This is a genomic window from Streptomyces sp. NPDC056373 (assembly GCF_042262425.1).
Taxonomy (GTDB): domain Bacteria; phylum Actinomycetota; class Actinomycetes; order Streptomycetales; family Streptomycetaceae; genus Streptomyces.
Genome location: NZ_JBHJPX010000011.1, coordinates 263,289 through 277,647 on the forward strand (window position 1 = coordinate 263,289; position 14,359 = coordinate 277,647).

10 protein-coding genes are annotated in these 14,359 nt (G+C 72.3%); 9 read left to right on the forward strand and 1 reads right to left on the reverse strand.

The window, feature by feature from the left end; genetic code table 11:
* The first annotated feature begins 151 nt into the window (after window positions 1–151).
* The 5 genes from ACFCXS_RS24735 (at window position 152) to ACFCXS_RS24755 (ending at window position 6,910) form a co-directional block, all read left to right on the forward strand.
* The gene (locus ACFCXS_RS24735; protein WP_376645507.1) at window positions 152–1,129 is read left to right on the forward strand and encodes a zinc-binding alcohol dehydrogenase family protein; all 978 of its coding nucleotides are present in this window, start codon (window positions 152–154) and stop codon (window positions 1,127–1,129) included.
* A 155-nt stretch (window positions 1,130–1,284) separates the two neighbouring features.
* Window positions 1,285–2,262, forward strand: a complete 978-nt coding sequence (locus ACFCXS_RS24740; protein ID WP_376645508.1) for a zinc-binding alcohol dehydrogenase family protein — start codon at window positions 1,285–1,287, stop codon at window positions 2,260–2,262.
* Window positions 2,263–2,474: 212 nt separating this feature from the next.
* Window positions 2,475–4,052: an MDR family MFS transporter gene (locus ACFCXS_RS24745; protein ID WP_376645509.1), complete on the forward strand. Its 1,578-nt coding sequence runs from the start codon at window positions 2,475–2,477 to the stop codon at window positions 4,050–4,052.
* A gap of 195 nt (window positions 4,053–4,247) precedes the next feature.
* Window positions 4,248–5,288 (forward strand): methyltransferase, encoded by a 1,041-nt coding sequence (locus ACFCXS_RS24750; protein WP_376645510.1) that lies wholly within the window; start codon window positions 4,248–4,250, stop codon window positions 5,286–5,288.
* Window positions 5,285–6,910, forward strand: a complete 1,626-nt coding sequence (locus ACFCXS_RS24755; RefSeq protein WP_376645511.1) for an FAD-dependent oxidoreductase — start codon at window positions 5,285–5,287, stop codon at window positions 6,908–6,910. Before ACFCXS_RS24750 ends, ACFCXS_RS24755 begins: the two co-directional genes overlap by 4 nt.
* A gap of 322 nt (window positions 6,911–7,232) precedes the next feature.
* Here ACFCXS_RS24755 and ACFCXS_RS24760 read toward each other — a convergent pair whose 3' ends face one another.
* The gene (locus ACFCXS_RS24760) at window positions 7,233–8,810 is read right to left on the reverse strand and encodes an FAD-dependent monooxygenase (RefSeq protein WP_376645512.1); all 1,578 of its coding nucleotides are present in this window, start codon (window positions 8,808–8,810) and stop codon (window positions 7,233–7,235) included.
* A 294-nt stretch (window positions 8,811–9,104) separates the two neighbouring features.
* Between ACFCXS_RS24760 and ACFCXS_RS24765 the strand changes: the two genes are divergently transcribed.
* The 4 genes from ACFCXS_RS24765 to ACFCXS_RS24780 all read left to right on the forward strand — a co-directional run bounded on the left by ACFCXS_RS24765 (window position 9,105) and on the right by ACFCXS_RS24780 (window position 14,200).
* Window positions 9,105–9,554, forward strand: a complete 450-nt coding sequence (locus ACFCXS_RS24765; protein ID WP_376645513.1) for a DUF1772 domain-containing protein — start codon at window positions 9,105–9,107, stop codon at window positions 9,552–9,554.
* Window positions 9,551–10,084 (forward strand): hypothetical protein, encoded by a 534-nt coding sequence (locus ACFCXS_RS24770; protein WP_376645514.1) that lies wholly within the window; start codon window positions 9,551–9,553, stop codon window positions 10,082–10,084. The genes ACFCXS_RS24765 and ACFCXS_RS24770 overlap by 4 nt, the downstream gene beginning before the upstream one ends.
* Window positions 10,081–11,952, forward strand: a complete 1,872-nt coding sequence (asnB, locus tag ACFCXS_RS24775) for an asparagine synthase (glutamine-hydrolyzing) (protein WP_376645515.1) — start codon at window positions 10,081–10,083, stop codon at window positions 11,950–11,952. The genes ACFCXS_RS24770 and asnB overlap by 4 nt, the downstream gene beginning before the upstream one ends.
* Before the next feature lie 307 nt (window positions 11,953–12,259).
* Window positions 12,260–14,200: a BTAD domain-containing putative transcriptional regulator gene (locus ACFCXS_RS24780; protein ID WP_376645516.1), complete on the forward strand. Its 1,941-nt coding sequence runs from the start codon at window positions 12,260–12,262 to the stop codon at window positions 14,198–14,200.
* Window positions 14,201–14,359 lie beyond the last annotated feature (159 nt).

The following is a 14,359-nucleotide window of genomic DNA, read 5'->3' on the forward strand; positions in this document are numbered from 1 at the left end:
TCGCCCGGGGGCTGGGGGCGTTTGTGCGTCAACCCGGCGGGGCCGCGCCGGGCGCGCCCCCCCCCCCCCCCCCCCCCCCCCGGGGGGGGGGGGGGGGGCCCCCCCCGCCCCCCCCACGCCCACGAACGAACGAGAAAGAAGGAGTACGTCCATGCGTATCGTCCGACACCACGAGTTCGGCGCCCCCTCGGTGCTGCGGCTCGAAGAGGGCGAGAAGCCCACCCCCGGCCCCGGCCAGGTGCTGATCCGCTCCGAGGCGGTCGGCGTCAACTTCGCCGAGTGCCAGCGCCGTCAGGGCTTCCCGGTCGGCGGTCCCGCCACGCTTCCCGGCTCGCCCGGTGGTGACGTCGCGGGTGTCGTGGAGCAGCTCGGCGAGGGCGTCGACCAGGTGAAGGTCGGTGACCGGGTGGTCACCGGCGTCGCCGCCGACGGGTACGCCGAGTACGTCGTCACCCAGGCCGACTGGCTGTTCGCCGTCCCCGAGGGGATCGACGCGGGCCAGGCCACCTCGCTGCCCATCCCGGGCCAGACCGCCTACCACGTGATCGTCACGGCGGCGAAACTCCAGCCCGGTGAGAGCGTGCTGATCACCGCCGCCGCGGGCGGCATCGGCCATCTGCTGGTCCAGATGGCCAAGGCGCTCGGCGCGGGCCCGGTCATCGCCGCCGCCCGCGGGGCGGAGAAGCTGTCCTTCGCCGCCTCGCTCGGTGCCGACGTCACCGTCGACTACGGCGAGGACGGCTGGGACGAGAAGGTGCGGGCCGCGACCGGCGGCCAGGGCGTGGACGTGGCCCTGGAGACCGTCGGCGGGGACATCCTCACCAAGTCCGTCAACCTCACCGCCCAGTTCGGCCGGACGGTGGTGTACGGCGCGGCCGGAGGCGAGCTGCCCGCCATCGACGTCGCCGACATCTTCGACAACCGCATCGTCATGGGCTTCAGCATGTGGGGCGTGATGCGCGCCAAGCCGGACGTCATGGCCCGGGGCGCCCGCGAGCTGCTGGACATGGTGACCTCCGGCACGGTCCGCCCCGTCGTCCACGCCGAGCTGCCGCTCAAGGACGCCGCGGCCGCGCACGAGCTGATGGAGTCGCGCTCCCAGCTCGGCCGTGTGGTGCTCGTTCCCTGACGCACCCTCAGGCCGTGCATCGAATCAGTGATGTGCGGTTGACAAGTGCATGCATGAGCGCATGTAATTGTTCCACACCATGTAACCCGGATCCCTGGGCGGAGCCGCGCGACGACCTCCGCGGCTCGACAAAACCTCCTAGTTGGGAGAAAACCATGCGAATCGTCCGCCACTACGAGCACGGCGCCCCCTCGGTGCTGCGTGTCGAAGAGGCGGAGAAGCCGCAGCCCGGACCGGGCGAAGTGCTGATCCGCTCCGAGGCCGTCGGCGTCACGTTCGCCGAGGTCCAGCGCCGCCAGGGCATCCCGATCGGCGGCCACGCCACGCTGCCCGGCGCCCCCGGCGGCGATGTCGCCGGCGTCGTCGAGGCCCTCGGCGAAGGCGTCACCACCGTGAGCGTCGGGGACCGTGTCGTGGTCGACGTCGACCACAGCGCCTACGCCGACTACGTGACCGCCGACGCCGCCTGGGCCATCACCATCCCGGACACCATGGACGCGGCCGAGGCCACCCTGCTGCCCAGCCCGGCCCAGACGGCGTACCACGCCATCAAGGAAGCCGGCCAGCTCAGAGCGGGGGAGTCGATCCTGATCGACGCCGCCTCCGGGGGCGTCGGCCACCTCGCCGTGCAGATCGCCAAGGCGATGGGCGCCGGCAAGGTCATCGCCACCGCCAGTACGCAGGCCAAGCTGGACTTCGTCCGCGACCTCGGTGCCGACGTCACCGTCAACTACACCGACGACGACTGGGACGACCAGGTCCGGGCCGCGACCGACGGCCGGGGCGTGGACGTCGTCCTGGAGACCGTCGGCGGCGACATCCTCACCAAGTCCATCGCCCTCACCGCCCAGTTCGGCCGGCTGGTCTTCTACGGCTCGGCCAGCGGCGACATCCAGCCCATCCACCCGCTGATGCTCAGCCGGATGAAGACCGTGGCCGGATTCGCCCTCTACGCCATGCTCTACAACAAGCCCGAGGCCATCGCCGCGGGACAGCGCGACCTGCTCGACATGATCGCCACCGGCAAGGTGCGCCCGATCGTCCACGAGCGGCTCGGTCTCGACGAGGCCGTCAAGGCCCACGAACTCATGGAGGCCCGGGCCCAGCTCGGCAAGGTCGTCCTCGTCCCCTGACACGGGGCAGGCGACCCACCGCCTCCGACCACGTGGCCGGTCACGACTTCCCCCGTTCGGGACCGGCCACTCGCCGTACGGCACGAGAACCCTCGTGCCGTACGGCGCAATCCACAGCAATCCCCTGACGGATCCCACACCGCAGCGACGCCGGCCGGCCACGGCCCGCGGGACGGGGATGGCACCCACTCCAGCCCGAAAGGCGAATCACCGTGCCCTCCCGGACCACAGGGGCAGACGGCCCGCTCACGCCCGTCGCCGCCCCTGCCCAGACCCGGATCAAACCCGTCATCACCGCCTGCCTGCTGGCCGTCTTCCTGGCCATGCTGGACTCGCAGATCGTGGCCACGGCGCTGCCCCGCATCGTCGGGGACCTCGGCGGTCTCGACGTCTTCGCCTGGGTGACGACCGCGTACATCATCGCCGCCGGCGTCACCACACCCGTCTACGGCAAGCTCGGCGATCTCTTCGGCCGCAAGAAGATCTTCCTGATCTCCGTCACGGTGTTCCTGATCGGCTCCGCGCTGAGCGGCGCCGCCCAGTCCATGGACCAGCTCATCTGGTTCCGCACCGTGCAGGGCATCGGCGCCGGCGGCCTCTTCGTCTCCGTGCTCGCCATCATCGGGGAGCTCTTCAACCCCCGTGAGGCAGCCAAGTACTTCAACCTCTTCGGCATCGTCTTCGCCCTCGCGGCGCTCGCCGGGCCCGCGGTCGGCGGTGCTCTCACCGACCTGCTGAGCTGGCACTGGGTCTTCCTGATCAACCTGCCCGTCGGCATCGTGATCCTGGTGCTGGTCTCCACCTGCCTGCACCTGCCCCGGGCCGACCGCGCCGCGCGGATCGACTACACCGGCTTCGTCCTGCTCAGCTCCGCCATCGTCGCCCTCACCCTGGCCGCCAGCTGGGGCGGGGTGAAGTACGAGTGGCTGGACTGGCGGATCCTCGGGCTCGCCGCGGGAGCGGTGCTGCTCGCCGTGGCGTTCGTCGCCGCCGAGCGCCGGGCCCCCGAACCCGTCATCCCGCTGCACCTCTTCCGCGACTCCACCTTCAGCGTCAGCGTGCTGGTGAGCGTCGCGGCCGGCATCGTCTTCCTCGGCTCGGTCAACTTCCTGGCGATCTACATCCAGGTGGTCACGGGCGCGAGCCCCACCATGTCCGGAGTGGTGCTGCTGCCCATGATGTTCGGCCTGGTCGCCTCCTCCGTCGTCAGCGGCGCGGTGATCACCAAGACGGGGCGCTACAAGTGGTACCCCGTGCTCAGCATGGCCGTCGGCATCGTGGGCGTGCTGCTCCTGGCCACCATGGACACCGCGACCCCCCGTGCCGTGGTCATCGCCTACATGCTGGTCTTCGGCGTCGCCGCCGGACTGAACATGCAGGTCCTCACCATGGCCGCGCAGAACACCGCGCCCCGCGACGACATCGGCGCCGTCCACGCCACCGTGTCCTTCGCCCGGCAGCTGGGCAGCACCGTGGGCATCTCCCTGTTCGCCTCGATCTTCTACAACCGGCTCACCGAGGAGATCGCCGACCGGACTTCCCCGGGCGCCCTGCGCGGCATCGACCACGACGCGCTGAGCTCGACCGAGACACTGGACCGGCTCACCCAGCCCGTGCGCAACGCCGTGGAACAGGCGTACGCCGCCGCGCTCACCCCCGTGTTCCTCACCGCCGTACCCGTCCTCGTGCTGGGGCTGCTGGCCGCGCTGACGATGAAGAACCTCCCCTTGCGCGGTGAGCACCAGGGCGAGGCGCACCAGGATCACGAGATGGCCGCCGAGGAGAACTGAGCGTCCGCACCCACCGGTCGAGAGCCGCCGCCCCGCACGGGACGGCGGCTCCCTTGCGTCGGCCCGCCGCGCCCGGGCCGCCCTTCAGCGCCCTTCGAGCCCGAATCGACGGCTCGCGACCATCGTCGGCACTGCACAGCCGTAGGACGCAGGACGCAGGCCGACGAACCGGCAGAGGCAGACCAGGAGGCTCGTGTGACAACGACCGAAGACCCGCAGACGGCTCCGGCGGTCGACCCCGGACCGCTGATCCGGCTGACCATCGCCGACTGCGCCGCCAAGGTGCTGCACAGCGCCGTCACCCTCGGCGTGTTCGGCGCGCTGGCCGAAAGCCCCGCCGACGCCGCCGAACTGGCCCGGCGCACCGGGACGCACCACCGGATGGTCCCGGACTTCCTGGACGCGCTGACCGGGCTCGGTCTGCTGGAGCGCACCGAGAGCGGATACCGCAACTCCCCGCTGGCACAGGCCTATCTGGTGCCCGGCTCCTCCTCGTACCTCGGCGGCTTCGTCGAGCTCACCAACGAGACCCTGTACGGCACCTGGGGCCGGCTCACCGAGGCGATGCGCTCCGGCGAACCGCAGCACCTCGACCCGGACAAGGGCGGCTTCGTCGGGGACCGGCACAAGGACCCCGCCAAGATGAAGCGCTTCCTGGCGGGACTCGACGCGTACAGCGACCGGATGGGCGCCGAACTCGCCCGGCGCCTCGACTGGGACCGCCACGGCTCCTTCGTCGACCTCGGCGGCGCCCGCGGTAACCTCGCGGCCGTCCTGGTACGGGAGCACCCGCACCTGAAGGCGACCTGCTTCGACCTGGAGCGGACCCGTCCCCTGTTCACCGAGCACATCCAGGCACTGGGCCTGACCGGCCGGGTCGCCTTCGCCGGCGGCGACTTCTTCACCGACCCGATCCCGCCGGCCGACGTCGTCGTCCTCGGCCACATCCTGCACGGGTTCGACACCGCCCGGCGGCGCGAGCTGCTCGGCCGGGTCTTCGAGGCGGTGCGGCCCGGCGGCACGGTCCTCGTCTACGACCGCATGATCGACGACGACCGCAGCGACCCGGAGCGGCTGCTCAGCAGCCTGCACATGCGGCTGGTCAGCCCCGACGGCTCCGAGTACCGGATCGCGGACTGCCGGGCCTGGCTGCGGGGGGCCGGCTTCACCGACGGCGACGCACAGCCCCTGCTCGGCACCCACACCCTGGTCACCGCCCACAAGGAGGCAGCATGACGTCGCACCGGACCCCCGTTCTCATCGTCGGGGGCGGACTGACCGGACTGTCCGCGGCCGTCTTCCTCGCCCACCACGGCGTCACCGCCACCCTCGTCGAACGCCACCCGGACACCTCCACCCACCCCAAGGCCCGGGCCATCAACCCGCGGACGATGGAGCTGTACCGGGCGGTCGGCATGGAGGAGCGGGTCCGGGCCGGGCGTTCCCCCATCTCCGGCAACACCGACCTGGTGCACGTCGAGAGCCTCGCCGGCAAGGAACGCGTCCGGATGCCCAGTGCCTCACCGGAGGACATCGGCCGGATCAGCCCCACCCAGTGGACGCTGATCGACCAGAACCAGCTGGAGCCGATCCTGCGGGAGCGGGCCGTGGAGGCCGGGGCGGACGTCCGCTTCTCCACCCGGGTCGACGCGCTGGAGGAGTACGAGGAAGACGGGGAGGAGGGGGGCGGCGTGCTGGCCCACGTCACCGACCTGTCCACCGGGGAGAGTTCACGGATCCACGCGCAGTACGTGATCGCGGCCGACGGCAGCCGCAGCCCGCTGCGCGAGATGCTGGGCATCGGGGCGCACGGCCGCGGCACCATCACCAATCTCGTCAGCTTCTTCTTCGAGGCCGACCTGACCGAGGCGCTGCGCGGCCGCCGGATCATCGCGGCGTACGTCAACAACGCCGAGGTGCGCGGCACGATCATCCCCATCGACAACGACCGCCGCTGGGTCATCAACGTCTCCTTCTTCCCCGAACAGGGCCAGCGCGCCGAGGACTTCACCGAGGAACGGTGCACCGCCCTGGTGCGCGCCGCGGTCGGGGTGCCCGACCTGCCGTTGAAGATCGAGTCGGTGGACATGCCCGCGTGGGACATCTCCGCGCGCGTGGCGGACACGTTCGCGACGCGCCGGGTGTTCGTCGCCGGGGACGCCGCCCACGTGATGCCGCCGACCGGGGCGTTCGGTGCCAGCACCGGCATCCAGGACGCGTACAACCTGGCCTGGAAGGTGGCACTGGTGCTGTCCGGCACGGCGGGCCCGGGGCTGCTGGAGAGTTACGACGCCGAGCGGCGGCCGGTGGCCGAGGAGACCGTACGGCAGGCGATGCTGCGGTTCGCGGTGCGGGAGGGCAAGCAGTACCAGGAGGTCGCCGCGGAGCTGGTCGACGAGACGACCATGACGTTCGGGTACTGCTACCGGTCCGGGGCCTTCGCCGCGGAGGAGGGGGCGCCCGACGCGATCCTCGAGGACCCCGAACACCCCGGCGCCCGGCCCGGAGCGCGGGCCCCGCACATCCGGCTCGACGGGCCCGAGGGCCCGGTGCCGGTCACCGACCTGTACGGCGACGGGTTCACCCTGCTCGTGGACGAGGCGGCGGGCCGGTGGACCGGGGCGGTGGAGCGGGAGGCCGCGCGGCTGGGGGTCGGCCTGAAGGTCGTGCGGATCGGGCGGGGGACGCGGCTGTGGGACCAGGACGGATCCTTCCGCCGACGCTACGGGCTGCTGGCCGGCGGCGCGGTCCTGGTACGCCCCGACGGTTTCGTGGGGTGGCGCACGACTGCCGGCCGCAGCGGACCGATCGACCAGGCGGCTACCGCCGCACTGCGGGGCATTCTGCACCGGGCCTAGGCGGGATGTGAGCGCGGGGTGGCTGCGGGCCGGCGGTGGCTGGTCGCGCAGTTCCCCGCGCCCCTTTGGAACGCGCTTCGCGCGCATCGGACGGCCGCGACGCCCCGCCAAGGAGCACCGCGGCCGCTTCATGGGACGCGCAGCGCACCGATAGGGGCGCGGGGAACTGCGCGACCAGCCACGATGGTGCCGCAGCCGCCCGACGGCCCACTGGGGCACCGAAGAGAGCGCGCAGCGCACCGATAGGGGCGCGGGGAACTGCGCGACCAGCCACGACGGTGCCGCAGCCGCCCGACGGCCCACCACGGCACCCCCCGTAGGCTCACGTACGCCGCAGCACCGCGCCCAGCACCGCCCTCAGCGACCCGGCCGGCTCCCCTACCGCCCCACCGGAACGCCACGCGATGAACCCGTCCGGCCGGACCAGCACCGCACCGGCCTCCCGCACGCCGTAGCGGCTGAGGAAACGCTCGACGACCTCGGCGGACTCCTCCGCACCCACCCGGTGGAAGGACAGACCGAGCGCGGCCGCAGGCCCCTGCCAGGCCGTGCCGCCGGGGCCGGCGAGGAGCCAGAAGTCGCCGTCGAGGAGATCGTGCAGGGCGACGTCCTTGCCCTCACGGACCAGGGCAAGGTGCGGAGCACGGGTGCCGGGGCGCCCCGTGGGGGCCGTCGGGTCCTCGACGACGGCCCCGTCGTCGTCCCCGGCCTCCCGCAGAACCGCCTCCGACCGGTACACATGCCCGAACAGCACCGTGGTCTCGGGCCGGTGCCGAGCCGCCGCCTCCTCGTCGAGGCCGCTGCGCTGGAGGTAGCGGATGACGCCCTGGTCGACGGTGAACTCGGCGACCGGTGCCCGCTCCTGCTCGTAGGTGTCCAGCAGCCCCGGCCCCGCCTGACCCCGCAGCACCCGCGCGAGCTTCCACGCCAGGTTGTGCGCGTCCTGGATGCCCATGTTGCCGCCGAAGCCCCCGGTGGGCGGCATGACGTGCGCGCAGTCGCCCGCCAGCAGCACCCGTCCGGAGCGGAAACGGTCCGCGACCCAGGCGGCGATCTCCCAGCTCGTCGCGGACTCCACGGTGACCGGCAGACCGGACACACCCACCGCGGCCCGTACCAGCTCCACGCAGTCCTCGGTGTCGAAGACGCGGTGGTCGGACCCGGGCGGCAGGCTCGGCGCGAGCACCCAGCGGTCGGAGTCCGCGCCGCCGAGCTTGCCGAGCACACCCTTGACGACCGGGTTGCTGACGAAGCAGAGGAAGAAGGTGCGCCCCGCCACGTACGGGTCGAGGTCCGCGTGGAAGACGATGTTCATCTGCCGGCCGAACACCCCCGGCCCGTGATGGCCGATGCCGAGCGAGGTACGGATCGGCGCCCGTGAGCCGTCGGCGGCGACCAAGTACCGTGCGCGCACGGTCCGTTCAGCACCGCCGCCCGCGCCGCGCAGCACCGCCGTGACGCCGTCCGCGTCCTGGGTGAACCCCGTCATCTCGGTGGCGAACCGGATGTCCGCGCCGAGCTCCTCGGCCCGCTCCCGCAGCACGGGCTCCAGACGGTCCTGCCCGATCAGGGTCCAGCCGGTGGTGCCGACCTCGTGCCGGTCGAAGCGGAACGGCCCGTCGAAGCGCCCGAGTTCGGCCCCGGTGAGGGACTCGGCCTGGAGGATGTCGCCGTACTGGGCGTGCGGGTTCTCCCGTGCCCGTACCGCGTCCTCCAGGCCCAGCGCGCGCAGCAGTTCCATGGTCCGCGGGCTCGCGGCCTGGGCCCGGGGGTGCGCCGAGATCTCCGCGTGCCGCTCCACCAGCAACGTCCGTATGCCCTGCCGGGCCAGGAACAGGGCCTGGGCGAGCCCCACCATGCTGCCGCCCACGATGAGTACTTCGGTCGTCTCGTCCGCCATACCGGCTCCTCCAAGGGTGTGGATCGCGTTCGGTCCGGCGGGCCGATGCAACACCGGGCGCCTCGAACCGGGCTCGCGGCGCGGGCGAGCGCAACCGGTGCGCGGCGGTGCCCTCCCAGGCGGATTCGAGTGTCGTGCGAGGGGCGGCTGACAGGTTCGGGCGAGCCCGGAAGGACTGCCGAGGCCGGAAGGACGGCGCGAGGCCCGAAGGACGGGCCCGAAGGGCGGCGCAAGGCCGGAAGGACGGCGCAAGGCCCCGTAGGGCTGCGCAAGGCTCGAAGGAGGGCGGAAGCGGTGGTGGAGGCTTTGAGTGTGCTGGTGCTGACAGGCACCGGCCTGGTGGCGGGGGTGCTCTTCGCGGTCGCGGTGAGCGTGATGCCCGCGCTGGTCGCGATGTCCCCGGAACGGTACGTGTCCACGCACATCCTGCTGGGCAGACGCTACGACCGGATCATGCCCTTCATCGTCACCGGCTCCACCGCCGTGGACGTGGGGTTCGCGATCCGGGCGTCGGGCGGCCCCCGGGTGCTGTTCGCGGCCGCCGCGCTGTGCATGGCGGGGGTGGCCGTGGTGTCGCAGACCCGCAACGTGCCGATCAACCGGACGGTCAAGCGGACCCGGCCCGAGGACCTCGGACCCGGCTGGCGGGACCCCCGCCCGGCCTGGCGCGGCTGGCACCTGGTGCGTACCTGCCTCGCGATCGCGGGCTGCGCGCTGACCGCCGCCGCGGTGGTGCTGTCATGAGCCCCGTCGTCGTACGTCATCTGCCTCAGGGGCCGGAGCGGGCGGCGGCCGATGCCCGGATGCGGGAGCTGCTGTCCCGCCCCGGGCCCGGCCCGGTGGCCGAGCGGCTCGCGCTGCTGCACTTCACGGGACGGCGCAGCGGACGGCCGTACACCGTGCCCGCCGGGGTGCACACCCTCGGTGGCGCGCTGGTGGTGGCGACCGGCAGCGGCTGGCGGCACAACTTCGCGGGCGGCGCGCCGGGCGAGCTGACCTGGCGCGGGCAGCGGCGGCCGGTGCGGTTCGCGCTGGTCGACGACGCGGAGCGCGGCGCGCGCGGCTATCAGGAGCTGTACCACCGCTACGGGGAGGAAGCCCCGCGGCGGCTCGGAATCGCGGTGCTCGGCGAAGGGGCGCCCGGACTCGGCGAGTTCCGGGAGGCGGTCGCCCGGCACGGGCTCTCCCTGGTGGAGGTCACCCTCCTCACCCACGCCCCGGCGGAGAACAGCGCATCCCCATCAGACGCAGAGAGCGAAAGGACGCCACGATGAGCGGAATCGCCGGCTGGGTGGACTTCGAGCGGGACCTGACAGCGCAGGCGCCCACCGTACGGGCGATGGCGGCGGCTCTCGCGCACCGCGGCCCGGACGGCTCCGGCGAGTGGATCGAGGGCCATGCCGCGCTGGCCCACCGGCACCTCGCCCTGACCGGCTCCGGACGCACGGGCGGGCCGGCCCTCGTGGAGACGGAGGCCGGCCGCCCGGTGGCCGTACTGACCCTGGACGGCAGCGTCACCAACCAGGTGGAGCTGCGCCGTGAACTGGCCGCGAAGGGGCACCGGTTCACCGGTGACGACGAAGCGGAGGTGGCGCTGCACGCCTACCTGGAGTGGGGTGCCGCGTTCCCGGAGCGGCTGGAGGGCCTGTTCGCCCTGGCCGTGTGGGACGTGCGGCGGCAGGAACTGCTGCTGGTCCGCGACCGGCTGGGGGTGAAGCCGCTGTGCTACTTCCTGACACCGTCCGGTGTGGTCTTCGGCTCCGAGCCCAAGGCGCTGCTGGCGCATCCGGCGGTGCGGCCGGTGGTCGACGCCGACGGGCTGCGGGAGTTGTTCGCGCACAGCCGCAAGCCGGGCACCGGGGTGTTCCGGGGCACGCGCGAGGTGCTGCCCGGTCACACGATGACCGTGCGGGCGCCGGGCACCGGGCACCGTCGCTACTGGTCGCTGCCCGCCCGCCCGCACACCGACGGTCTCGACACCACCGTGGCCACGGTGCGCCGGCTGCTGGAGGAGGCGGTCGCCACGCATCTGCGCGCGGACGTGCCGGTCGGCGCGATGCTGTCCGGGGGGATCGACTCCAGCGCGCTGACCGCGCTCGCGGCCCGCCGCAGGCGTGCGGAGGGGGGCGTCCTGCGGTCGTTCTCGGTGAACTTCTCCGGCTACGCGGAGAACTTCGAGCCGCACCCGACCATGCGCGCCACTCCGGACGCCCCCTACGCGGCCCTCGCGGCCGAACACATCGGAACCGAGCACACCGAGATCCTGCTGGACACGGCGGCCCTCGCCGATCCGGAGACGCACGCCGCAGCGCTGCGCAGCCAGGACGCGCCCTCGCCGCTCGGCGACATGGACGTCTCGCTGCTGCTGTTCTTCGAGGCGCTGCGCGGCGCGGGGATCACCGCGGTGCTCTCCGGGGAGACCGCGGACGAGGTGTTCAACGGCTACTTCTGGGCGTACGACCTGGCCCACAGCAACTCCACCACCTTCCCGTGGGTCTCCTTCGAGCGCGGGCACGACGCGGCCGCCGGCGGTCTCGGCTGCTCGCTGGTGGACCGCACGCTCCGCAAGGAGCTGGACTTCATGGAGTACGCCGACCAGCACTACCGCGACGCGCTCACCGAGGTCCCGCAGGTGGCCGGGGAGAGCCCGGCCGAACGCAGGGCGCGTGAGGTCACCTATCTGGCGCTGACCCGGTGGGCCCCGACCCATCTGGACCGCGCCGACCGGATGAGCATGGCGCACGGCGTGCAGCTGCGCCCGCCGTTCTGTGACCGGGCGCTGGTGGAGTACGTCTACAACGTGCCGGCCGAGCTGAAGCGGGTGAACGGCCAGGAGAAGAGCCTGCTGCGGGCCGCGGTCGCCGATCTGCTGCCGGAGCGGGTGCTCAACCGGCCCAAGAGCGCCTACCCGACCGTCCAGGAGGCGGCGTACGGCGAGTTCGTACGCCACCGCTTCGGGGACGTGGCCGCGGACCCGGCGGCGCCGGTCGCCCCGCTGCTGGACGCCGAGGCGACCCGGGTGGCGCTGGGCGCGACGGCGGCCCCCAGCGGCGCCTTCGCGTGGGTGGAACGGGCGAGCATGGAGATGGTGCTCCAGCTGAACACGTGGCTCGCCGACTACGGGGTCGAACTGCGCACGTGAGGGTGCCCGCCGCCGCACCACCCCTCCGCGCAGAAATGTGCTCCTTGTCATCCATGTGTGCGAAGCATAGGATGCGAGAAGGCGAAGACCGGGAATGCGGTAATCGGTTTCCATTCCGGTCGCCGGTGCGCGCAGGGATATTGATGGTTTCAACTTCTTTTTGGCGAAGCGCAATTTCCCGAGTAAAGGGCAGGCAATTTTTCAGGCCTTCCGAGCGTTTGATGTTTCGCCCAAAAATGAGTGACGCAGAAAGGTGAATAACCGATGGCCGCCACCCCACAGAGGCGGCTCACTCAGGGGGAATGCAGTGATAGAGATCGGTCTGCTGGGCTCGATGCGAATACGCAGGAACGGGGAGGACGTCACACCGTCGGCCCCCAAGCTGCGTCAGGTGCTCGCCCTGCTGGTGCTCAATGCCAATGCGCTGGTCAGCGTGGACCAGCTGTGCGAGGAACTGTGGGAGGACCACCCACCGCTCAGCGCGCTGACCACCTTGCAAACCTACATTTATCAACTGCGTCGCAGACTGCTGCTGGCCACCGGGCAGCACGGTGCGGCTTTCGGCTCCCGTCCGCCGCACGGCTGCCCGGCGATCCTGACCAGGGTGGGCGGCTACGAACTGCGACTCGACGACAAGCAGTCGGTGGACGCCTACCGGTTCGACCAGCTCACCGAGCGGGGCATGGCCCAACTGCGCACCGGCGCGGGGGAGGAGGAGGCGGCCTCCACCCTCAAGAGGGCACTTTCCCTGTGGCACGGCGGAGCCCTCGTCGACATCAGTACCGGACGCCGGCTGTCGGCCTGGTCGACCCAGCTGGAGGAACGCCGTAAGAGCGTCCAGGAGCAACGTTTCTCCTTGGAGCTCGAACTCGGCCGCCACCACGCCGTCCTGGACGAGCTGTCCGAGGCCTTCCGCGCCCACCCCACCCACGAGGCCTTCGCCGGGCAGCTGATGAGGGCCCTGCACCGCTGCGGCCGCCGCCCCGACGCCCTCAACACCTTCCGCACCCTGCGCGGCCATCTCGTCGAGGAACTCGGACTGGAGCCCTCCGCGCAGCTCCAGCGGCTCCACCAGGAGGTGCTCGCCGACCGCGGCCACCTCAGGGGGCCGGCCCCCGCGAAGGGCGAGACCGCGCCCGCCGGGCGCCGCCTCGTACCGGGCCCGGCCCAACTCCCCGCGGACGTGGGCGACTTCGTCGGACGCGAACGCGAGATGGACCAGCTGGAGACCTTCCTCGGCGCGGACCGGCCCAGCACCGGCATGCGGGTGGTGGAGGTGCACGGCCCGCCCGGTGTCGGAAAGAGCGCCTTCGCCGTGCGTGCCGCACACCGGCTGCGCCCGCGCTTCCCGGACGGGCAGCTGTTCATCGACCTGTCCGCCGTGGGCGAAGGCTCCCAGCAGCTCGCCGACGTGCTCTCGGCCTGCCTCACCGCCTGCGGCATCCAGCGCGAGAAACAGCCCAGCGGGCTCGACGAGCTCAGCAGGCTCTTCCGTACCTGGACCGCCGACCGCAGGGTGCTCGTCGTGATCGACGACGCGCTCACCGCCTCCCAGATCCGTGCCGTCCTGCCGGGCGGCTCGGGCTGCGCGGTGATCGCCACCAACCGCTACCGGGCGCACAGCCTGTCCACCGGCCGCAAGATCGTGCTCCCCGCCCTGTCCCCGGACGAGTCCCTCCAGCTCTACGACCGGGTCGCCGGGGAGCGCTCCCGGCAGGAGGACCCCACGGCGGTGCAGGAGCTGACGGGGCTGTGCGAGGGACTGCCCCTGGCGATCAGGGCGGTGGCCGGCCGCCTCACCGCGCGGCCCGGCTGGTCGGCGGCCCGGCTGGCGCTGCGGCTGCGCGGCAACCCCCGGATGCTGCTCGAACTCCCCGACGGCACCCAGTCCCTGATGACCACGGTGGCCGCGAGTCACCGGCATCTGCCCGCCCGTTCAAGTGAGTTGCTGCGTCTGCTGCTCCAGCGGGAGCGCCGCTGGAGCCTGGACGAGGTGGTGACCCGACTGCCCCCCGGCGCCGGAGACGCCGAGACACTCCTCGAATACCTCGTCGACGTCCACCTCGTACAGGAGCACCTGACCCCGGACGCCGAGCTGCTGTACTCCGTGCCCCGGCTCATCCGGCAGGCCCTGATCCTGCTGTCCCGGGGCGCGCCCGCGGGCGACGTACCGAACGGCCGGATGGTCGGCGCCGGTGTCGCCGGCGGCAGCGGCGTCACCCTGATGAAGGCCGACATCCGCCGGTAGCAAGTCCCTCACGGCCCGCCGCACCCCAGGTGCGGCGGGCCGTCGTGCTGTCTCCCCGCACACCGCACCGGGTCCGTCAGCGGTTCTCCAGGCGCCTTCGAGAGCGTCTCGACCCTCGCCGACCAGGGTGAACACAGCACCGACAAGCCGGGAGGACAT

Excerpts from the sequence above, each read along its gene's own strand:
- ACFCXS_RS24735 (WP_376645507.1), top strand. The coding sequence starts at position 152 with ATGCGTATCGTCCGACACCACGAGTTCGGCGCCCCCTCGGTGCTGCGG.
- ACFCXS_RS24740 (WP_376645508.1), top strand. The coding sequence starts at position 1,285 with ATGCGAATCGTCCGCCACTACGAGCACGGCGCCCCCTCGGTGCTGCGT.
- ACFCXS_RS24755 (WP_376645511.1), top strand. The coding sequence starts at position 5,285 with ATGACGTCGCACCGGACCCCCGTTCTCATCGTCGGGGGCGGACTGACC.
- ACFCXS_RS24760 (WP_376645512.1), bottom strand. The coding sequence starts at position 8,810 with ATGGCGGACGAGACGACCGAAGTACTCATCGTGGGCGGCAGCATGGTG.
- ACFCXS_RS24770 (WP_376645514.1), top strand. The coding sequence starts at position 9,551 with ATGAGCCCCGTCGTCGTACGTCATCTGCCTCAGGGGCCGGAGCGGGCG.
- asnB (WP_376645515.1), top strand. The coding sequence starts at position 10,081 with ATGAGCGGAATCGCCGGCTGGGTGGACTTCGAGCGGGACCTGACAGCG.